Source organism: Pseudomonas sp. MWU12-3103b, assembly GCF_023100615.1.
GTDB classification, from domain to species: Bacteria; Pseudomonadota; Gammaproteobacteria; order Pseudomonadales; family Pseudomonadaceae; genus Aquipseudomonas; species Aquipseudomonas putida_A.
The window spans coordinates 143,712-164,217 of record NZ_JALMEY010000010.1 but is presented as its reverse complement, the minus strand read 5'-3'; the positions used below and the strand labels follow the sequence as shown (position 1 = coordinate 164,217).

At 56.3% G+C, this 20,506-nt stretch carries 22 protein-coding genes; 11 read left to right on the top strand and 11 right to left on the bottom strand.

Annotated elements, in window-relative coordinates; genetic code table 11:
• Positions 1–316: 316 nt before the first annotated feature.
• From M0808_RS16875 to M0808_RS16845, 7 genes are all read left to right on the top strand, one after another.
• On the top strand, positions 317–784 hold the full coding sequence (locus tag M0808_RS16875; protein WP_247841939.1) for a hypothetical protein: 468 nt from the start codon (positions 317–319) through the stop codon (positions 782–784).
• 545 nt (positions 785–1,329) lie between these two features.
• Positions 1,330–1,506 (top strand): hypothetical protein, encoded by a 177-nt coding sequence (locus M0808_RS16870; protein WP_247841938.1) that lies wholly within the window; start codon positions 1,330–1,332, stop codon positions 1,504–1,506.
• A complete protein-coding gene (locus tag M0808_RS16865; RefSeq protein ID WP_247841937.1) occupies positions 1,507–1,908 on the top strand; it encodes a hypothetical protein in 402 nt (133 codons plus the stop codon).
• Positions 1,909–2,167: 259 nt separating this feature from the next.
• Positions 2,168–2,728: a hypothetical protein gene (locus M0808_RS16860; protein ID WP_139054797.1), complete on the top strand. Its 561-nt coding sequence runs from the start codon at positions 2,168–2,170 to the stop codon at positions 2,726–2,728.
• A 344-nt stretch (positions 2,729–3,072) separates the two neighbouring features.
• Positions 3,073–3,378 carry a hypothetical protein gene (locus M0808_RS16855; protein ID WP_240795655.1) on the top strand — a complete coding sequence of 102 codons (306 nt, stop codon included), beginning with the start codon at positions 3,073–3,075 and terminating at the stop codon, positions 3,376–3,378.
• Positions 3,379–3,525: 147 nt separating this feature from the next.
• Positions 3,526–4,164, top strand: a complete 639-nt coding sequence (locus M0808_RS16850; protein WP_139054798.1) for a hypothetical protein — start codon at positions 3,526–3,528, stop codon at positions 4,162–4,164.
• Positions 4,165–4,627: 463 nt separating this feature from the next.
• Positions 4,628–5,119, top strand: a complete 492-nt coding sequence (locus M0808_RS16845; RefSeq protein WP_139054799.1) for a hypothetical protein — start codon at positions 4,628–4,630, stop codon at positions 5,117–5,119.
• Between the two features lie 111 nt (positions 5,120–5,230).
• Here M0808_RS16845 and M0808_RS16840 read toward each other — a convergent pair whose 3' ends face one another.
• A complete protein-coding gene (locus tag M0808_RS16840) occupies positions 5,231–6,274 on the bottom strand; it encodes an LLM class flavin-dependent oxidoreductase (RefSeq protein ID WP_247841936.1) in 1,044 nt (347 codons plus the stop codon).
• Between the two features lie 159 nt (positions 6,275–6,433).
• Positions 6,434–6,919: a flavin reductase family protein gene (locus tag M0808_RS16835; protein WP_003225754.1), complete on the bottom strand. Its 486-nt coding sequence runs from the start codon at positions 6,917–6,919 to the stop codon at positions 6,434–6,436.
• 323 nt (positions 6,920–7,242) lie between these two features.
• On the opposite strand from M0808_RS16835, the gene M0808_RS16830 reads away from it, so the two are divergent.
• Positions 7,243–8,664 (top strand): cytosine permease, encoded by a 1,422-nt coding sequence (locus tag M0808_RS16830; RefSeq protein WP_247841935.1) that lies wholly within the window; start codon positions 7,243–7,245, stop codon positions 8,662–8,664.
• A 296-nt stretch (positions 8,665–8,960) separates the two neighbouring features.
• The gene (locus tag M0808_RS16825) at positions 8,961–10,061 is read left to right on the top strand and encodes a polyamine ABC transporter substrate-binding protein (protein ID WP_282188311.1); all 1,101 of its coding nucleotides are present in this window, start codon (positions 8,961–8,963) and stop codon (positions 10,059–10,061) included.
• Between the two features lie 232 nt (positions 10,062–10,293).
• Here the strand turns inward: M0808_RS16825 and M0808_RS16820 are convergent, their stop codons facing one another.
• From M0808_RS16820 to M0808_RS16805, 4 genes are all read right to left on the bottom strand, one after another.
• The gene (locus tag M0808_RS16820) at positions 10,294–11,265 is read right to left on the bottom strand and encodes a TerC family protein (protein WP_247841934.1); all 972 of its coding nucleotides are present in this window, start codon (positions 11,263–11,265) and stop codon (positions 10,294–10,296) included.
• A gap of 274 nt (positions 11,266–11,539) precedes the next feature.
• Positions 11,540–12,028 (bottom strand): hypothetical protein, encoded by a 489-nt coding sequence (locus M0808_RS16815; RefSeq protein ID WP_247841933.1) that lies wholly within the window; start codon positions 12,026–12,028, stop codon positions 11,540–11,542.
• A gap of 225 nt (positions 12,029–12,253) precedes the next feature.
• Complete coding sequence (locus tag M0808_RS16810) at positions 12,254–13,966, bottom strand: amidase (RefSeq protein WP_247841932.1); 1,713 nt, start codon at positions 13,964–13,966, stop codon at positions 12,254–12,256.
• Positions 13,967–14,105: 139 nt separating this feature from the next.
• On the bottom strand, positions 14,106–14,894 hold the full coding sequence (locus tag M0808_RS16805; RefSeq protein WP_247841931.1) for a helix-turn-helix transcriptional regulator: 789 nt from the start codon (positions 14,892–14,894) through the stop codon (positions 14,106–14,108).
• 85 nt (positions 14,895–14,979) lie between these two features.
• On the opposite strand from M0808_RS16805, the gene M0808_RS16800 reads away from it, so the two are divergent.
• The gene (locus M0808_RS16800) at positions 14,980–15,978 is read left to right on the top strand and encodes a bile acid:sodium symporter family protein (RefSeq protein ID WP_064587897.1); all 999 of its coding nucleotides are present in this window, start codon (positions 14,980–14,982) and stop codon (positions 15,976–15,978) included.
• Positions 15,979–16,019: 41 nt separating this feature from the next.
• Here the strand turns inward: M0808_RS16800 and M0808_RS16795 are convergent, their stop codons facing one another.
• A complete protein-coding gene (locus M0808_RS16795) occupies positions 16,020–16,214 on the bottom strand; it encodes a PLD nuclease N-terminal domain-containing protein (protein ID WP_027613057.1) in 195 nt (64 codons plus the stop codon).
• A 54-nt stretch (positions 16,215–16,268) separates the two neighbouring features.
• Positions 16,269–16,883 carry a response regulator transcription factor gene (locus M0808_RS16790; protein WP_247841930.1) on the bottom strand — a complete coding sequence of 205 codons (615 nt, stop codon included), beginning with the start codon at positions 16,881–16,883 and terminating at the stop codon, positions 16,269–16,271.
• A gap of 113 nt (positions 16,884–16,996) precedes the next feature.
• Here M0808_RS16790 and M0808_RS16785 point away from each other — a divergent pair, with 113 nt between their 5' ends.
• The gene (locus tag M0808_RS16785; RefSeq protein WP_247841929.1) at positions 16,997–18,622 is read left to right on the top strand and encodes a hybrid sensor histidine kinase/response regulator; all 1,626 of its coding nucleotides are present in this window, start codon (positions 16,997–16,999) and stop codon (positions 18,620–18,622) included.
• Between the two features lies 1 nt (position 18,623).
• Here M0808_RS16785 and yecR read toward each other — a convergent pair whose 3' ends face one another.
• The 3 genes from yecR to M0808_RS16770 all read right to left on the bottom strand — a co-directional run bounded on the left by yecR (position 18,624) and on the right by M0808_RS16770 (position 20,040).
• The gene (gene yecR / locus M0808_RS16780; protein WP_247841928.1) at positions 18,624–18,938 is read right to left on the bottom strand and encodes a YecR family lipoprotein; all 315 of its coding nucleotides are present in this window, start codon (positions 18,936–18,938) and stop codon (positions 18,624–18,626) included.
• Between the two features lie 33 nt (positions 18,939–18,971).
• The gene (locus M0808_RS16775) at positions 18,972–19,286 is read right to left on the bottom strand and encodes a hypothetical protein (RefSeq protein WP_135295994.1); all 315 of its coding nucleotides are present in this window, start codon (positions 19,284–19,286) and stop codon (positions 18,972–18,974) included.
• A 184-nt stretch (positions 19,287–19,470) separates the two neighbouring features.
• The gene (locus M0808_RS16770) at positions 19,471–20,040 is read right to left on the bottom strand and encodes a phage infection protein (protein ID WP_247841927.1); all 570 of its coding nucleotides are present in this window, start codon (positions 20,038–20,040) and stop codon (positions 19,471–19,473) included.
• Between the last annotated feature and the right edge of the window lie 466 nt (positions 20,041–20,506).

Sequence of the window (20,506 nt, the reverse complement as noted above, 5' to 3'; positions counted from 1 at the left end):
AATGGCTTTATTTGGTTGATCCGAATAGTCCGGAGGCGATTTTCACCGGGAAGTAGATTCGTTATTAGCATCGCGGAAGGGGCAGGGATAAATGGGGATAGACCACGTTTAATTCAATTGGCTAAGAGGTAAATGGGGGATAAGAGGTAAATGGGGACAGACCACGTTTAGAAAGCACTCCGAAAATGTGGTCTGTCCCCGTTGACCCGTTGACCCCCTCGTTCAACCCTATTCCTAAAGGGGATTGGGAACAGCATATTAAAAATATTAACCCGGGCGGAGTGTCGATCTCTGATAAGTTGAAGGGGTTGAAATAATGGGTGTGACTAGAATTTTAGACTCGGAAGGTGAGCTGCTTAATATTCTTCATGACTTGAATGCACTTGAGTGGAGAAAGTATGGGCAACGTAATCCAGAGGTCTGGATGGGTGATCATTTTGAAAGAGAGGATCGTTCGAGATTTCCTCCATATATAGCTTTTCGATTTGAAAAAGAAAATGAATATGTTATCTCTATTTTGAATGAGGTGATTGGTTCATATAATGGCTTGATTTCTTGGGTGCTGATAGGTTGTGAGCGTTATGCGTCCTCTGGCATGAATTGGGTAGTTGAACCTGCATATATTAAGGACGTAGAGGCTAAAGCCAAATTTTTAGGGTGCTCTTCTGAAAGCTATCTTGCCAAGTATGAGCCTGAGTTTGGCTCTATTGCCTTTGAAGACTTGGTTGGGTTAACTGAGTATATTCGTAAAAAATTCTCAGAATTGAATATCTCTAGCCAATGAACTGTAGAAGTCTTGGCTTGTATTGGCACTTCCGACACCGGCCTAGCGCCGGTGTTTTTGCACCCGATCTGCCCACTTTTTTCTATCTATTTACATCTTTTTTGCTCCCAAGTGCATCCTTTCAGGACTCAAGTTGCACCCCTTTTGCACCCCCCTGACTACCTATGGTCTACCTCTCGTCCGCTTAATGAGGCGGACCCAAAAATAGGTAAATGGGGACAGACCACGTTTAGAAAGCGCTCCGAAAATGTGGTCTGTCCCCGTTAACCCAGAGAAATGTAATAAGTGGAACGGCTTAGGGAGCTGCACCCAAAGTGGACGCTGAGAGAACGGTATGAGGACAGACCTTCCAAGACGTCAATCAAACCTCTCATCCGCCTAATGAGGTGGACCCAAAAATACCTTCGTTGATCACGGATAGAATTGCGGACAAAGCCGCTACGAACTCTGGCAAGCTTTATCCAAATGGAAATATGAAAGATGCCCACGCTGAAATCGGAGTGATTTAGCAAGCGTATAGCGCTGGTAAAACCACCGGAGCGGATATGTCCATGACCGTCGCCGGAAAGGATGTATGCGGATTCTGCAAAGGCGACACAGCCGCTGCCGCAGAAAAGGCTGAGTTGAAATCTTTAACCGTAAGCGCTATAGATGATAAAACAGGACTGCCGAAAAACTACTACTGGGAGCCAGGTATGAAGTCCATTAAGGAGAAGAAATAGATGATAATCGGAGGGTATACTCTTAGTCCTGAGCACGGTAGATTGCAAATTCCTCTTGTTCATCAGCCGACTATGGAAGATGTTGAATCCATTATATTTGAGTATAGTAAATTCGATGGCGTCATTTCGTTGTCTGTTACCCCTGTTCCTGAAACTGGGCCTTACGAAATTAATCTTTATGCTGATTCTGGAAACTATCTTCTGATGTTGAATCAATACCTGGATGATGGGGGGCACGTCGTGCGTACCCTTAATAATACGTCAGCTGGAACCAAGCGGATTGACGTTCTGGGTGATTGCTATCAGGCCAGTTTGATTACAAGAGATATAGGAGTTGTTATTTCTTGTTTTCAAGAATTTTTAAGTTCTGGTAATGTGAGCTCATTAGTGCTAAGTGTTTAGAGTGAGAGTGTGCAAGTAGAGTAAGAGTTAGGTGTGGAGCTGCTATGCAGATCGTCAATTCATCCGTTAGGATTGGGTGGAAGACAAAAAAGTGGCGAATTTATTAAAAAATGAGACAGGTTTATTTTATTTAATAAATCTGCCCCCTTTTTTAATTTGTGAATTTTAATGCTGCATCGTCAAAAAATAATCTTCGAATGATCGATTTGTTGAATCAGGCAGCACAGAAGAATGGTTCGTTTAAATAGGTACTAAGCATATGACTTCAATGACACCGTCTATGACAATTGAGCTTCTTCGACGGCTCACCGGCAAGCCCGTCTCCAAGCTTGTTAGGTATAGCTGGTGGCCTGCCTCGGAAGTTTCTGTGCAGTGTGGTATCGAGGATGAATTAGCCTTCTCATTAACTGCCGGACCCTTAGCTGTCTATTTTGAGGATGGCGTAATTCTTGGCTTTTCGAGTGACCCTTCTCTGAATAGTGTTATCGTTTGGGATGAAGCAGCGAGGGTTGCGGGTCAAGGTCCGGCCTCTTTGAATAGCGATGAAGAACTGTTCGCTATCTCTGAGTCTGGAAGGTTCTCTACTGTTTTTTGGAGGCGATTGATCGGCCGTTGTGTAAGCAATGTAACGATACTTAAGCGTGTGCACATGAGTGCGATAGAGAGCCAGCGCCCTAGTGAAGTAGGCTTGCGTTTTATTTTTTCAGACGGCAAGAGTTTTGTAGTATCTCATGGGTTACATGACAAATCTGATGATTTTTCAGTGCTAGAGGAAGCTCAGTTGAAGGGAGTTGAGTTGGAGGAAGTCTCGATAAACTAACGGTGCAAAAGAGTGGGCTAGCCTTACGCCGAAACCACCGTTGGCTGGTACTTCAGGGGGTAAATAGTGAAAGGCCACGTTTAATATAGCTGGCTGAAACAATACGTAAAATTTTGCCGTCGTTTGAGTCTTGCAGCGCACCAAGCTTTCAGTTCGACCAATTTAAGGATTCATTGATGCTGCGTAGACCCGGAGTTTTGATACCAGACGAAGAGGTAAATGGGGCCAGACCAAGTTTTGAAAGCACTCCGAAAATGTAGTCTGTCCCCTTTAACCTGATATGAAAATCACAACGCCGCAACAGCTGCCGCCTGCGCTGCAGCCCGGAAGGACTATTGAGTGATGTGAATATGATGGTTCGAGAAATTGGGCGAGAAGAGCCTGTGCAGGTGTTTGGTATTTACTGGATAGAGAGCCAGCGCTTTTACTGGATCATTCCTTATGATGGTTACGGTGGCCTGATGGCGCTCAGTGATAGAGAGGTCAATGTCGTTGACGCTTCTTTGTCAAGTGATCTCATCCTCTGCAAGGATGGGGAGGGAGGAGACATGATTTTGCATTGGGCAGCGGAAGACTTGATTGAAGAGCTTGTGGAGCGTGATCCACAGGCAATGGCCGAGTTCTTGGAGCGCATGAAAAGCTCACGATGAAGGTAAATGGGGACAGACCACGTTTAGGAGGAGGGGCGGGAATAGAGCGGATCTATTTTTTGATCTGTAATGAAGTTGATTCGCAGAATGACGATCCAGTCAAGGCTCGCATCTGGAGCGACCAGATAAGGTCATAAAGGAGCTTTTATGGACTCAAAAACATACAGGCTTTTAAACGATATCCCGGAACATGCTGATTATGCTGTAGAAGCCGGAGACCTGGATCCAGAGGATATTCCTCAGGAGCGAGTTGACGCAGTGGAGGAGTTGCTTTGCCGCACTCAGGACGATAATGAACGGTTTCTTGCTGCGAAGCTTTTGACCAATTGGGGATACCCAAGAGGTTTGATGGCTCTCGAGAAGTGCTTGGAAAAGCCTGAAAGTATTGAGTGGACATATAAACATCGATTGCACGGTTATGATGATACTTATTGCCATATACTTTTTGCTCTAACTCAATATTATGCCAATATGGCCGGTCGGGGCCACGCGGTGCTCGCGAGAGCTGAAGTATTTCCACTTGTTTCGAAAATAATTGTGTTAGCGGGTAGCCAGCCATTTGAAATTACTGGTGCACTTGATTTCGCGAGGAGAACAGGACATCAAGAATATCTACCTTTGATAAAAGACCATCTTCTCTCGATAATCGATCACTTTGATTTGCATCGATGGAAGATTTACGATGTTATCGTATTTCTTCTAGAGTTTGACGCCGATTTTGTAGTCTCTGTATTGAAACAAAAAAACAAAATAATTGAAGACTTCAAGCCGATGCACGGTGCATAGTTACTGCAGGTCCACACGAAGAAGCAAGTCTGGAGATTATTGATCGTGGTTGCCGCTAATGAATGAATCCTATGGAGTGAAGTGCGAGCAGTGTGGAGGCAATTTGATCGTCTTCAAAGAAGGTAGTACACAGGGAGTCCGTTGTGATCAGTGTGACTGGTCGGTGGTGACAACGAATATGCCCGGCATCCAGCTGGATAGGTGCAGGTATGAACTTCGCTGTCGCGGCGACTATCGGAATCAGGCTCAGGTGAGCGCTGTCTCCGAGGTGACAGGTCAAAATTATTTACTGTCCAGGATTACACTCCAGCAAGGCGATACTCTGGTATTCAGCGGTCAGGCGCAGGAGGTTTTACAGGCTAGAAATATTCTTGTGTCGGCTGGGGTTGTTTGTGAAATTACGCCTGATTTTCCCTGGATATGAATGAATTTGGCGATGATAGCGGTTTTTCGGAGGCGGGCTATGAATCAACAACAGCAGGACTTGATGATTGATCTGGTATCGCATCGGATCTCAAAAGACTGTTTTCTTGAGTCTCTATTTAAGCGTGGGGATATCCCCGAAGATTACCTGCGTGCTGAACTGGAAACTGCCCTTGAAATTAAAGACGCTGATAGTTTGGAATGCTTGCTGATATTCGGTGCGGTGTTCGGTTTCACTCAGGGTTGCGCGGATGTGTTATGCCGCTTACTCGTTGAGGACTGGCATTTCAGTCACGAGAATATTGCAAGGGAATTGAAGGTTTTCAGATACCTTGGTGCGGTCGACTATTTATTCAAGACGGCGCTGACCTGCTATCCGTATATCGCTTCCGAGCATGCTCTGGGTGTGAAATGCATTTATGCTTTACACGAGATTGGTACCGATAAGGCTAGAGAAAAATTGCAATTGCTGGCCAAGGTTGATAACGCTGAAATGTCCGAGTGTGCACGCCGTTTATTGGCGCGAGTCTGATGTTGCTTTAAAAGTGGTTGAGTTCGCAGGCATGAATATGCATTTCCCCATTTAAAATAAAAAGCCCCGAATTGCTTGGGGCTTTTTATTTGGGCTGGCGGTCGGCATGACTTAACGAAACGCCGGCACCACATCCCTGATAAACAACTCCAGCGATTTCTTCTTCTCCGCATGCGGCAGACTGTTGTCACACCAGAAACTGAACTCATCCACCCCCAGTTCCTGGTAATACTTGATCCGCGGAATGATCTCTTCCGGCGTACCAATCATCGCCGTCTTGTGCAGGCTCTCCAGTTCAAACTCCGGACGCCCGGCGAACTTCTCTTCCGGGCTCGGGGCGAGGAAGCCGTTGACCGGTACTTCCTTGTTGCCGAACCACGCATCGAAGGTGCGGTAGAAACGCGAGATCGCCTTGGCGCCGACTTTCCAGCCGTCCGGATCGTCAGCCGAGTGCACGTGGGTGTGGCGCAGCACCATCAGTTGTGGACGCGGGACGTTGGGGTTGTTGTCGAGTGCGGCCTGGAACTTGTTCTTCAGGTCGACGACTTCTTCGTCACCTTTCATCAATGGCGTGACCATCACGTTGCAGCCGTTGGCCACGGCGAAGTTGTGCGAATCCGGGTCGCGGGCGGCGATCCACATCGGTGGATTCGGCTTCTGGATCGGCTTCGGCACGCTGGTCGAGGTCGGGAATTTCCAGATGTCGCCGTCGTGGGCGTAGTCGCCTTGCCACAGGGCGCGGACCACCGGGACCATTTCGCGCAGGGCCTGACCGCCGCTGGAGGCGGGCATGCCGCCGGCCATGCGATCGAATTCGACCTGATAGGCGCCACGCGCCAGGCCAACTTCCATACGTCCGTTGCTGATGACGTCGAGCAGCGCGCATTCACCGGCCACCCGCAGTGGGTGCCAGAACGGCGCGATGATGGTGCCGGCGCCGAGGTGAATGGTGGTGGTTTTGGCGGCGAGGTAGGCCAGCAGTGGCATCGGGCTCGGCGAGATGGTGTATTCCATCGCGTGGTGTTCGCCGATCCACACGGTGCTGAAACCACCGGCCTCGGCCATCAGGGTCAGTTCGGTCAGGTCTTCGAACAGTTGGCGGTGGCTGACGCTTTCGTCCCAGCGTTCCATGTGGATGAACAGGGAAAATTTCATGACGCTTCCTCGGATCTTTTGTTGTTGAGGCTACAAAACTGTGTGGGAGGGGGCTTGCTCCCGAAAGCGCTGGATCAATCGACATCTCTGGTGGCTGACGCATCGCCTTCGGGAGCAAGCCCCCTCCCACAGTGGATTTGTGTGGGGTTGAAGTTTTGCTCAGGCCAGAACGGGCAGGGCGCCCATCTTGCCGTGGCAATACACCAGCGGCCCGGTGTGCTGCTCCGGGACGATCAGGTTCTTCACCGCGCCGACCATGATCGCGTGGTCGCCGCCTTCATATTCGCGCCACAACTCACACTCGATGATAGCCGTCGCGTTGGCCAGGATCGGGTTACCCAACTCGCTCAATGTCCACTCGATGCCTTGCGCTTTGTCCTTGCCTTTACGGGCGAAGGCATAGGCTTCGCTCTGTTGGCCGCCGGACAGAACGTGGATTGCGAAGCGCTTGTTCTTGATCAGCACAGGGTAGGAGTCGGAGCTGTAGTTGGGGCAGAACAGCACCAGCGCCGGGTCCATCGACAGTGAACTGAAGGCGCTGGCGGTGAGGCCGACGATCTGGCCGTCATCGTCCAGCGTGGTGATGACGGTGACGCCGGACGGAAACGAGCCCATGACTTGTTTGTAGATGGCAGCATCGATCATTGGACGGTCCTCGGGTGTTGTGACGCGATTTTTATGTATTTGTTGGTCTGATGGTATACCAGTATTTTTTCTTTGCAAGGGCTTTTAGGCTGAACCGATAAACGTGGTGCTTTCGTCGGAAACTCAGCGTTTATTGGGCTTTCGGCTGGCCTGCAGGCCATGGTATCAGTGAGGATGGCGTATCAGATGGCGCCGCAAACTACGTATCAGTCTTGTGAAATGTTTGGAATACCATAATATGGTCTGCATCTGAGGGGCGACCCAGAGTTCCCCCGGTTTGGCTTCATACAAAGATAAAAACAGACAAACTCGAGTTCATGCATATGTCCCAGATGTCCCGGCAAGATCCGTTGATCGAGAATCACACGGTCGACTACGTCCCACTCGCGGAACGCCACGGGAAGGCCCGCGACCTTTTCACTTTATGGTTCAGCACCAACATCGCGCCACTGCCCATCGTCACCGGCGCCATGGTGGTTCAGGTGTTCCATCTCGACTTGCTCTGGGGGCTGCTGGCGATTGCGCTGGGGCACCTGATCGGCGGCGTGGTGATCGCACTGGCCTCGGCGCAGGGGCCGCGCATGGGCATTCCGCAAATGGTTCAGAGCCGTGGCCAGTTCGGGCGTTACGGCGCACTGCTGATCGTGTTTTTTGCGGCGCTGATCTACATCGGCTTTTTCATTTCCAACATCGTGCTCGCCGGTAAATCGATTGTCGGTATTGCGCCATCGGTGCCGGCACCGCTGAGCATTCTGATTGGCGCACTGGCGGCCACGGCGATTGGTGTGATCGGCTACAACTTCATCCACACGCTCAACCGCATCGGCACCTGGGTGATGGGCAGCGCGCTGCTCGCCGGTTTCATCTACATCTTCGCCCACGACTTGCCGGCAGACTTCCTGACGCGCGGCAGCTTCAACCTGTCGGGCTGGCTGGCGACGGTGTCGCTGGGGATCATCTGGCAGATCAGCTTCTCGCCGTACGTGTCCGATTATTCGCGTTACCTGCCGGCGGATATCGGCATCGCCAAACCGTTCTGGGCCACTTATCTGGGGGCGACGCTGGGGACGATTCTGTCGTTCAGCTTCGGCGCCGTGGCGGTACTGGCAACGCCGGAAGGCACCGAGGCGATGGCGGCGGTCAAGCAGTCCACCGGGTGGCTGGGGCCGATTCTGATGGTGCTGTTTCTGCTCAATATCATCAGCCACAACGCGCTGAATCTGTACGGCGCGGTGCTGTCGATCATCACCTCGATCCAGACCTTTGCCAGTCAGTGGACGCCAAGCATCAAGGTGCGCGTGGCGTTGTCGAGTGTGGTGCTGGCGGGTTGCTGCGTGGTGGCGCTGGGTGCCTCGGCGGACTTCATTTCGCAGTTCATCGGACTGATTCTGGCGTTGCTGCTGGTACTGGTGCCGTGGGCGTCGATCAACCTGATCGACTTCTATCTGATCAAGCGCGGCGCGTATGACATCACCTCGATTTTCCGCGCGGATGGCGGCATTTACGGGCGCTTCAATCTACACGCGATCATTGCCTACTTCCTCGGGATTATTGTGCAGCTGCCGTTCGCCAATACCTCGTTGTATGTCGGGCCGTACGCCAATCTGGTGGACGGTGCGGATCTGTCGTGGCTGTTCGGCCTGGTGGTGACAGTGCCGTTGTATTACTGCCTCGCCACACGTGGGCAGACCCAGAATCAACGTGGCGAGGGGATTTATCCCCGATCGGCTGCGAAGCAGTCGTGAAATCAGCGAGTGCGGGCCCCTTTGAGATGTAAAGGGGGCCGCTTCGCGCCCCATCGGGGATGAATCCCCTCACCACAAGTGATCCTCGCCCAGGCTCCGCATTCCAGTGGTCATTCAAATTGGCCATTTCGATCCCCTTTTGGCCCATCCCCCACTGTGCCGCGACCCCGAGGTCGGCAAGAATCAAAGCCATAACTAAACGCTGGACTTTGCTTGCCCTTGGCTACCTTTACAGCCGCTGCCGTGTACAGAACATAAAAACCATCGATCTCACGTCGCATTCCGGGGAAACAACCATGGTCACGATGAAACGCATTCTGGGTGCCACCGTGTGTGGGCTGACGCTGCTGGCCAGCGCGGTGCACGCCGAACAGCGCGAACTGCGGGTGTACAACTGGGCGGATTACATCCTGCCGTCGGTGCCCAAGGATTTCGCCGCGAAGACCGGCATCAAAGTGACCTGGGACACCTTCGACACCAACGAATCGCTGGAGGCCAAGTTGCTCACCGGCAACTCCGGCTACGACCTGGTGGTGCCGTCGAACCAGTTCATCGACACTCAGATCAAGGCCGGCGTGTTCCAGAAACTCGACAAGTCAAAACTGCCGAACTGGAGTCATCAGGATCCGGCGCTGCTCAAACTGCTCGACGCCAATGACCCTGGCAACCAGTACGGCGTGCCCTACATGTACGGCACGGTACTGATCGGTTTCAACCCGGCCAAAGTCAAGGCAGCGCTCGGCGACAACGCGCCGGTGGACAGCTGGGATCTGGTGTTCAAGCCGGAGAACATGGAGAAGCTCAAATCCTGCGGCGTGGCGATGCTCGACTCGCCGTCGGAAATTCTGCCGCTGGCCCTGCATTACCTCGGCCTCGACCCGAACAGCCAGAACCCGGCCGACTATGAAAAGGCCAAGGACCTGATGCTGAAGATTCGTCCGTACGTGACCTACTTCAACTCGGCCAAGTACATGACCGACATCGCCAATGGCGACATCTGCGTGGCCATCGGTTACTCCGGCAGCTTCTATCAGTTCGGCAACCGTGCGAAAGAGGCGGGCAACGGTGTGGTGGTTGACTGGCGCTTGCCGAAGGAGGGCGCGCCGATCTGGTTCGATACTTTCGCGATTCCGAAGAGCGCGAAGAATGTCGAAGAGGCGCATGAATTCCTCAACACCTTGCTCGATCCGAAAGTCATTGCGCCGATCAGCGACTTCCTCGGCTACCCGAACGTGAACAACGACTCGATGCCGCTGGTGAACAAAGACATCACCGGCAACCCGAACCTGACGCCAACGCCTGAGGCCCTGAAAACCCTTTATGTAGTCCAGCCACTACCTCAAAAACTCGAACGCGTACGCACGCGGGTGTGGACCAGCATCAAGTCCGACAAGTAGCCGCACACCCTCTGGAGGAGTGAGCCTGCTCGCAAAGGCGCTGGACCAGGCAACATGGATGCTGAATGTGCCGGCCCCTTCGTGAGCAAGCCCACTCCCACCCTTTGATCTCGGCCAGCTCCGGATCCTCCATCCACTGACTATCACCTGTGGGAGCGGGCTTGCTCGCGAAGGCGTCGGGTCAGCCGACACCTTTATTGAATGTCGCACCGCATTGTGAGCAGGCTCACTCCTACAGGTTTTGTGGCGCGTTTTTACTCATCACCAGACTCAACACCACCGACCCCAGAATAACCCCGCCGACCACCGCCAGTGACCATTCCACCGGCATGTGAAACCAAGGCATCAGCGTCATCTTGCCGCCGATGAACACCAGCACAATCGCCAGTCCATACTTGAGCAAATGAAAGCGGTCGGCCATGTCGGCCAGCAGGAAATACAGCGCGCGCAGACCCATGATCGCAAAGATGTTCGAGGTGAACACGATGAACGGATCGGTGGTGACGGCGAAGATCGCCGGGATGCTGTCGACCGCAAACATCAGGTCGCTGGCCTCGATCAGCACCAACACCAGGAACATCGGCGTGGCCCAGCGCACGCCGTTCTGCAGCACGAAAAAGCGCTCGCCGTGAAAGCCCTGAGTGATCCGCATGTGCCCACGCACCCAGCGCAGCAGCGGGTTTTTGTCGAGGTCCGGTTGTTGCTCGGCGAACATCAGCATCTTGATCCCGGTGATGATCAGGAACACCCCGAAGGCATACAACAGCCACTCGAACTGCGACACCAGCCACACACCGGCGAAGATCATCGCCGCGCGCATCACGATCGCCCCGAGTACGCCGTACAGCAGCACCCGGCGCTGCAATTCCGGTGGCACGGCGAAGTAGCTGAAGATCATCACGAAGACGAACATGTTGTCGATCGACAGCGATTGCTCGATCAGATAACCGGTGAGGAATTCCAGGGTCTTGCGCTGGGCAATCTCAGCGCCGAACTCGCCGTGCAAATACCACCAGAGCAATCCGGCGAAAGCCAAGGCCAGTGCGCACCAGGCGATCACCCAACAGGACGCTTCCCGCACTGAAACGCAGTGCGCCTTACGTCCGCCGAAGACGAACAAATCCAGTGCAAGCATGGCGAGGACGAAGACGATAAACGCGCCCCACATCCATGGTTCGCCGATATTGATGTTGTCAGTGGGCATGGCAATCTCCCTGTCTTTTATGTCGTTGGAGGCAGACCGGGACATGCTAGCGAGGAGTGAATGCAAAGGAAAAATCGTATATTCCTGAGGCAAAGTTCGATAAAAACGAAGTGTCTGGCGTTTTTTGCGGCAGGCATCTTTGCAATGGCAAGCGGCATTGATGCGTTTATACGAGAGAAATTTCAGTGCGAGTTGATTTGGAAGGCAGAGCTGCCAAACACTGCGGGCGGACACATACCCGTTTGGCATTAATATGTCATTGCGACTGACTTTCTTATTGTGCAGGTTTGTCAAGAGGGCCCGATGCCAGCAGTTCTAATCTGCCTTGTACTTTGTGCGGCTTTCCATCGGGCTCTATTTGAAAATCAAAGTCTGCGTATATTGATTTGTTTTTGTCGTCTCGCTTAAGTTTGATTTCGCCGTTGTCACTCGAAATGATCCCTCCAGAAGCAATGACGCTGGCACGCACAGGGCTTTCGTCACCTTTCTTAATTGGATATGTGCCACTTTCGAGCTTCTGATCAATGATGATAGTAATCTGGTAAAAAACGTCTGCTTCGTGATATCGACCGATGATGCTGACTGATCCGGGAACCAAGGATGCATAAATAAACAGCTCCGGCCTGAAACTCGGAATGGGCGGAAAATCAGGATTGAATTCGGCCTTGTAGTATTTGCCAACGGGTTGTTGCTGTACTTCGATGGGTAATGGCTTCAAGTTTTCATCGACGCCAAGTTGTTTAAGCAGAATGGCATTGCTCATGGTTGCGTTCCTTCAGTGCTGAACGGTTTCAGGGATTTTCCAAATGGAAAGTCTATCGAGCGAGAACGTTACTCGCCGTCCTGTTCCACCGCTACTGTCAGAACTGTCAGTTGCCAGTTATGGGGGGGTGTGTTGGCAGGATTGTATTGATGCAGAGATAAGTGAAAGGGCATTGCAATCGAAAGCGGATTGAGGCCCTATCGAGCCTCAATCCAACCCTGCTTTTTACTTGCCGACAGTCAACGCCGGAGTACGCGGCGGCACCTGACGTTTCGAGCCCGTAGCCTCAAACGCCGAGGCCAGACGCAACAGATTCGAGTCATCGTAAGCACGACCGGCGAAAGTCAGACCAACCGGCATGCCAATGTCGGCCATGATGCCCATCGGCACGGTGACGGTCGGAACGCCGAGGTGACGGATCGCCAGGTTGCCGTTGGCGACCCAGACGCCATTGCTCCAGGCGATGTCCGCCGATACCGGATTGATATCGGCATCTGCCGGGCCGACGTCGGCGTTGGTCGGGAACAGCACCGCGTCGAGCTTGAACGTGTCCATCCAGTCTTCGAGGTCGAGCTTGCGGGTCTTTTCCAGACCGCGCAGGCCATCGGGCAGGGTCGGGATCTGGTCCCACGGGGTGATGCCGCGTTGGGCCATGCGCACGTATTCGTCCATGCCGGCGGCCAGATCGCCTTCACGGTTGGGCAGGGTGCCCGGGTCGTGCGGGAAGATCTTCGGCCCGTCGACATCGGCCAGGCGATTGAGCTTCGGATCGCCGTTGGCGCGCAGGAAATCGTCGAAGGCCCAGGCCGACAGATCCCACAGTTCGTGGTGCAGGAATTCCTTGGAAACGATGCCGCGATTGAACACGGTCGGCGCGCCGGGGCGGTCGCCTTCGCAGTTGGAAACCAGCGGAAAATCCACTTCGATGACTTCGGCGCCGGCCGCTTCCAGAGCGGTGCGGGCCTGGTTCCACAGGTCGATCACCGAAGCGCGAGTGTTGATCCGCTGCCCGGTCGGGCCGCCGATACCCGGTGCTTCACTGGTGCCGGCTTCAGGGTCGGCGTTGATGTACATCTTCGGTACACCGAGGCGTTTACCGGCCAGTGCATCGGACTTCACCGCCAGTTCGGCGTAGGACGCAGGGCGTACCGAGGCAACGCTCGGGATCGGCACCCACGGCTGCAGGCGCCACAGATCGCCACGGGTGTCGGGGTCTTCAGCAACCACAACGTCGAGCACTTCGAGCAGATCGGCCATGGTCCGGGCGTACGGCACCACCACGTCCATGGTCGGCGTCAGCGGCCAGTTGCCGCGCACCGAGATCACGCCGCGCGACGGCGTATAGGCGCACAAACCGTTGTTCGATGCCGGGCCGCGACCGCTCGACCAGGTTTCTTCCGCCAGGCCGAACGCCGAAAAGCTCGCGGCAGTGGCGGTGCCGGCACCGTTGGACGAGCCGGAGGCAAACGGCGCGGTCAGGTAGGCCGCGTTGTACGGACTTTCGGCCCGGCCATAGACGCCACGCTGCATGCCGCCATTGGCCATCGGCGGCATATTGGTCTTGCCCAGGCAGATCGCTCCGGCGGCACGCAGGCGTTCGATGGTGAAGGCGTCGCGATGCGCCACCAGATCGGCGAATGCCGGGCTGCCGGAAGCCGCGGTCAGCCCCTTGACCAGATAGCTGTCCTTGGCGGTGTAAGGGATGCCGTCGAGCGGGCCGAGGGTTTCGCCCTTGGCGCGGCGTGCATCGGACGCCTGGGCCTCTGCCAGTGCTTCGGGATTGCGTACGACCACGGCGTTCAGTGCAGTGGCCGTGTTCGGGCCGTCATAGGCGTCGATCCGGGCCAGATAGGCCTGCACCAGTTCAACCGCGGTGGTCTGGCCGGCGTCGAGCGCCGCGCGTAATTGAGCAATGGAGACTTCAGTGACTTCGATCATGCTGTTACCGCCGACAGGTTCGCTAAAGGGGTGGATCATTGTGGTTATGGTCGAGACGTGTAGAAAATTTCGTATGGGCGAAACTCTACCCTGAACTTTGCCGAATGGCATGTGCTAATTCGATAAATATCGACAAAACTCAGCGAAAAAATTCCCCCGGTGTCTCGCCAAACTGTTGGCGGAAGGCTGCGATGAACGCCGAGGTCGAGTCATAACCGCAGGCCAGAGCCACGTCGGTGACGCGTTCGCCACGTTCCAGCGGGGTCAGTGCGCCGAGCAATCGCAAGCGCTGACGCCAGGCACGGAAGGTCAGGCCGGTGTCGCGTAAAAACAGGCGGCTGAGGGTTTTTTCGGTGACGCCGAATTTGTCGCTCCAATGGTGCAGTGTGGTCTGCTGTTCCGGATGTTGCTCCAGGCTTTGATAGATCTGTCGCAGACGGCTGTCCTGCGGCAGTGGCAGCATCAGGTCGATCTGCGGCGCCTCAGCCAGTTGATCGAGGATCACCTGGGCCAACCGACCATGTGCGCCACTCTCGTCGTATTCCACCGGGACCAGACTGAACGCGCGGATCAGTTCGCGCAGCAGGTCGCTGACGCCCAACACATGACAACGTTCAAGCGCCCAGCCGGCCACGCTGCAATCGATGTACAGGCTGCGCATTTCGGTGTGCGGCGAGCTGAACACGCGATGCGGCACGCCTGCCGGAATCCACACCGCACGCTCCGGTGGCGCGACGAAACGCCCGGCGCTGGTCTGCACTTCGAGCACGCCCTGAATCGCGTACGACAATTGCACCCACGGGTGACTGTGACGCCGGGTCAGTGCGCGATTGGGCAGCGATTCGGTGCGCCCGTACAGCGCACGGGGCAGGCTGGGCAACCCGGGAATGCTGCGCCGGAAGCTTTTCTCATGTCCTTTAGGCGGCATCTGTTGGCTCTTCGGCGTTAGTCGGTAATTCCTGCTCACGTTAGAGTCGCAGTCACGTACTGGCAACCCCCGGATGAACAGACCCATGACTCGCCCAAGATTCCTGCCCGACAACTTCACCCTGACCCTGATCGGCGTCGTGCTGCTGGCCAGTTTTCTGCCGGCCAGCGGGCAGGTCGCGGTGGGGTTCGGCTGGCTGACCAATATCGCCATCGCGCTGCTGTTTTTCCTCCACGGCGCGAAACTGTCGCGTGAATCGATCATCGCCGGTGCCGGCCACTGGCGCCTGCACCTGTTGGTGTTCGGTCTGACCTTTGTGCTGTTCCCGCTGCTCGGGCTGGCGTTGAAACCGCTGCTGTCACCGCTGATCGGCGACAAGCTGTACATGGGCATGCTGTATCTCTGCGCGTTGCCCGCCACCGTGCAGTCGGCGATCGCCTTCACCTCGCTAGCCCGAGGCAATATCCCGGCGGCGATCTGCAGCGCGGCAGCGTCGAGCCTGTTCGGGATCTTCCTCACGCCATTGCTGGTGACGCTGCTGCTGAACGTGCACGGCGACGGTGGCTCGACCCTGGATGCGATCCTGAAGATCAGCGTGCAACTGCTGCTGCCGTTTATTGCCGGGCAGATCGCTCGGCGCTGGATCGGCGCGTGGGTCGGGCGCAACAAGAACTGGCTGAAGTTTGTCGATCAGGGGTCGATTTTGCTGGTGGTGTACGGCGCGTTCAGCGAGGCGGTCAACGAGGGCATCTGGCATCAGATTCCGGTCGTCGATCTGCTGGGGCTGGTGGTGGTCTGCTGCATTCTGCTGGCGCTGGTGCTGTTGGCGTCGACCTTGCTGGGCAAGGCGTTCGGTTTCAGCCAGGAAGACCGCATCACCATTCTGTTCTGCGGTTCGAAGAAGAGCCTGGCCACCGGCGTGCCGATGGCACAGGTGTTGTTTGCCGGCAGCACGATTGGTGTGTTGATTCTGCCGCTGATGCTGTTCCATCAGATTCAATTGATGGTCTGCGCGGTGTTGGCGCAGCGCTATGCCAAACGGCCGGAATCGGTGCCGGAGTTGATGGCGCAGGTTGATCCGTAAACGCTGCATTCCCTGTAGGAGCTGCCGCAGGGGGCTTTTACTCAATCCTGAGTCACGTGTTTCGGGCCGGCCAGTGCCCAGGCAATCAGGCCAAACAACGGCACGAACACGATGGCGATAATCCACACGCCTTTGTTGCTGCCTTTGCCTGCGCTCTTGCGCACGCGGTTGATCGCCCACAATTCAACGATCACAAGAACGACGGCGAGTACGATCCAGACGGGTTCAATTTGCATGGGCTACCTCCTGATGGTCTTTCAGTTAGGTGAGTCCAAACGCGCAGGGTTCATTTAAATTGCGCCGCTGCCTCCCGAATACTTCACCGCAGCGGCTGCCCGCGACGGCACATTGAGTGTGCGCAACAGCGACGACACGTGGATGCGCACGGTGAACGGCGAGATATCCAGTTCCCGGGCGATCTCCTTGTTGGTCTTGCCTTGGGCGATCAGCCGCAACACATCCTGCTGACGCGGGGTGAGGGCGGTGCCGGTCTCCAGCGGCAGCAGCCCGGAAGGCGCGAACCTGACCAGCACTTCGCCTTCGCGGATCGCCAGAATGGCCTCGCCGATCTCATCCGGGGCGATGTTCTTGCCGATGAAACCGTCGATGCCGGCCGCCATCACTTCGCCGATCAATGCCTCGTCGTCGACCATCGACACTACGATCAAAGTGGTGCGCGGCAGTTTTTTGCGCAGCTCGGCGAGTTGGCTGATGCAGGTCAGGCCGGGGAAGCGCAGGTCGAGAATCAGTGTGTCCGGCTCGCTGCCGTCGGGCAGCAAGGCCAGCACGGCGTCGAGGTCGCCGGCCTCCTCGATAGTCGCCTCGGGCAACAGGCGCTGCACGGTGCGCCGCATGGCTTCGCGAAACAACGGGTGATCGTCGGCTATGATGATGCGGCATGTCATGACGTGACCCTCCCTGGATCAGCGTGGTTTACGGCATGCACCTTAGCACCGCGTACGCAGATTGCCTGCCGGCCGCTGCTGAATCTGACGACTGTCGCACAAGGACGTTGCCCATGAAGTTCGAGAAAAACACCGAGCTGGATCAGGCCAATCTGCGGATCATCATCGCCAGCATTGCCATGGTTTACATCTGCGTGCTCGGTGTATTGCCGGGTCAGCGCTTCGATGTCTATCTGCCGGTGGTGGTCTACATCACGCTGTTTCTGCTGGCGTCGATTGTCTTGCGCCAGGCCATCGCGCGCTGGCCGGGGCATTACCCGGCGCGACGAATATTCGCGATGATCCACGATTACACCGGCACCTGTTTCGGCCTGGTGCTCGGCGGTGAAGCGGCGTTGCCGCTGTACGCGGTGATCATCTGGGTCAACCTGGGCAACGGCATGCGCTATGGCTCGCGCTATCTGGCGATTGCCACGGGGTTGGCGCTGCTGGCGTTGCTGGCGGTCTATCGGTTGACGCCGGTGTGGCAGGCGCAGCCGTACATGGTGCTGATGTTGATGCTCACCAGCACCGTGATTCCGTTCTACGCGCACTTGCTGCTGGAGCGCACGCGCAAGGCCTCCGAAGAGGCGGTCGCGGCCAATCTGGAGAAATCCCGGTTTCTCGCCCAGGCCAGTCACGATCTGCGCCAGCCGATTCATTCCATCGGGCTGTTCACGGCGTGCCTGCGTGAATCGCGGCTGGGCGAGCAGGAGCGGCAACTGGTCGACAACATCGACCGGTCGCTGCTCAACGTCTCGCAGTTGTTCCGTTCGATTCTTGACCTCTACACCCTCGACAACGGGCGCATTCTGCCGAGGCTGCAGGTGTTCAATCTCGGCGAGTGGCTGGCCGACCTGATCCGCCAGAACGCCGAGGCGGCGCGCTGGGCTGGCGTGGAGTTGCGTCTGCGTCCGTGCCAGCACTGGGTGCAGAGCGATCCGGCGTTGCTCGCGACCATGGTGCAGAACGTGCTTTCCAATTGCTTCAAGTACGGCGCGCAACGCCCGGTGCTGATCGGCGTGCGCAAACGCGGTGTCGGGCTGGCCATCGTGATTTATGACCGCGGCAGCGGCATTGCCGAGGAGCATCTGCCGAAGGTCTTCGAGGAGTTTTATCGAGTGCGTCAGGTGCGCGACAAGGACGTGGAAGGCGTCGGCCTCGGGCTGTCGATCGTCAAGCGTCTGGGGCAGTTGATCGGCGTCGATGTGGCCTTGCGCTCGCAGCTTGGGCGCGGCACGGCGGTCTCCCTGTATGGCTTGCCGGTGGCGGTGGCGCCGCAGTTGCCGGTCATGCGTGACGATGTGCGGCAGGCCGGCCTGTTGACCGGGCTGAAGGTGTGTCTGGTGGAGGATGATCGCAACGTCTTGCTGGCGACCTCGGCGCTGCTCGAGCGCTGGGGCTGCGTGGTGCAAGGCGAATTGAGCGGGCAGGGGCTGGTCACCGATTGCGACATCATCGTCGCCGATTACGATCTGGGTCCACATTCCACGGGCATCGAGTGCATTGACGAGGTGCGGCGCCAGCGTGGTTTTGCGGTGCCGGCGATGATCATCACCGGGCATGACATCGAGAAAATACAGGCGGCCTTGCACGACCGCCAAATTGCCATCCTGTCCAAACCGGTACGCCCGGCCGAGCTGCGCGCGACCTTGCGCAGCCTGCGCGACCGGCAAACCGAGCCGGCCGAGCAGGTTTGACTCAACGCTTGCAGAGGTAGTTCTGAGTGATGGTGGTTTGCAGGCAGTTGAACTGGCCCATGGTGCGGCAGATGTTCTTTTCTGAACCGGTCACCTCGGCGTTCTTGTAACCCCAGGTCTTGCAGCGCTCCATCGCCACAGTCAGGCCTTGCGCGGCGTTGGTCTGGCCGCTTTCGAACTGACCCAATTCGTAGGAGACCTGGACCACGCCGTCGTTCTTGCTGCCACCGGTGGCTTCCCACTGTTTGGGCGTGGCGCAGCCGCTCAGGGCGAGGGCGGTGAGGGTGAGGGTGAGAGTTGCGATCAGGGTTTTCATGATGGAACGTAGTCCTTTACCGGGGATGAAGGTTTACTGGAACGGAATCGGCGAGGCGCCTTTGGGCAGGCACGACAGCGGCGGGGTCATGATGCCCATGCTCGCCACCGCGATAATCGCGCCGCTGGGCAACTCGCAGTTGTACTCGCCGGCGGAGGTGTACGCGGTGTAGTAGGTGAGGGTACTGTCGCTGCGGATGTTGTCGATTTTCGACACCGGCTTGCCGATGACCGTCTGGGCGCGTTCTTTCATGCTGGCTTCGGTGGGTTTGGCGGTCTGGCAACCGCTGGCGCCAAGCAGCAGGGCGCTGACGATCGCCACTTTGAGAAGGTTGGAATGCAGTTTCATGGTGTTTCTTCCTTGGTGTTGTTCTGATTTCCAGGCACGACGATCCCGCGCACTGCACAGCGGCAATGTTGGGGAGCATCGGGGGTTGCGAGGGAATATAACGCCGGTGGGCGGGGCGGTCGATTAGCACAAATGTGCTAGTGCGGCGGAGGGAGAGGCGACCCAATGGGTCGCCCCGCGCCGATTACTGAGGGGAGTTGAACTGGTCGGAATAGCTGCCGGTCATCAGCGCCGAAGCGACGCGATCAGAACCGACGCCGACGCGTGAGTAGGCATAGTGATTGGCGCCGACCTTGTCGGTGCCGTCGGAAGCCAGTGCGCCTGCGCCGACGTGATCGGAGCCATCAGAGGCGACTGCGCCAGCCCCGACGTGATCGGAACCATCCGAGGCGACTGCACCAGCCCCGACGTGATCGGAGCCATCAGAGGCGACTGCGCCGGCCCCGACGTGATCGGAACCATCCGAGGCGACTGCACCAGCCCCGACATGATCAGAACCGTCCGAGGCGACTGCTCCAGCCCCGACATGATCCGAACCGTCCGAGGCGACTGCACCAGCCCCGACATGATCGGAACCGTCCGAGGCGACTGCTCCAGCGCCGACATGATCGGAACCATCGGAAGCCACTGCGCCAGCGCCGACATGATCCGAACCATCAGAGGCCACCGCCTGCGGCTGCGCAGCCCAAACCGTTGGCAACATCACGGTCGCCGCGACCGCAAGAATGGCGCCTGACAAAAGCGTGTGTTTCATGATTTTCTCCACGACCCATCAGCCACACAGCATTCCGTTGGCCCGGGGTTGACCAGATTGGCGATTGGCACGGGCGCGCTCGATGGGCGCACGGGTGTCGACGTTTTTGCATGAAACCGCGTTAGCGAACTGAAAAGTATAGATCGGCAAAATGCAGGTGCAGGTGCGACAACATGCAAGCGATAGTCGGTTAACTTCCTTGCGCAGGGGCGCTTGAAGGAAATCAGTCTAAAAACACCGCCCGGGACGCGATGGCTTTTGCTAGCCTCAAAGGTGTAGGCGAAGACGCAGACTGATGCGCAAGCGGATAGCAAGGGGACGTGGGGCGCGTTCCGAAGGGTACACGGTTAGAAAGATCTCCGCGCTGAGATCCAGCCCTTATGCCGTGTGAGGCAGCAAAGCACCGCTCTTTTTCCATGGTTGCTTTTGTACTGTGAGAGGCCCGATAAACCTTGTAAGCCAGAGA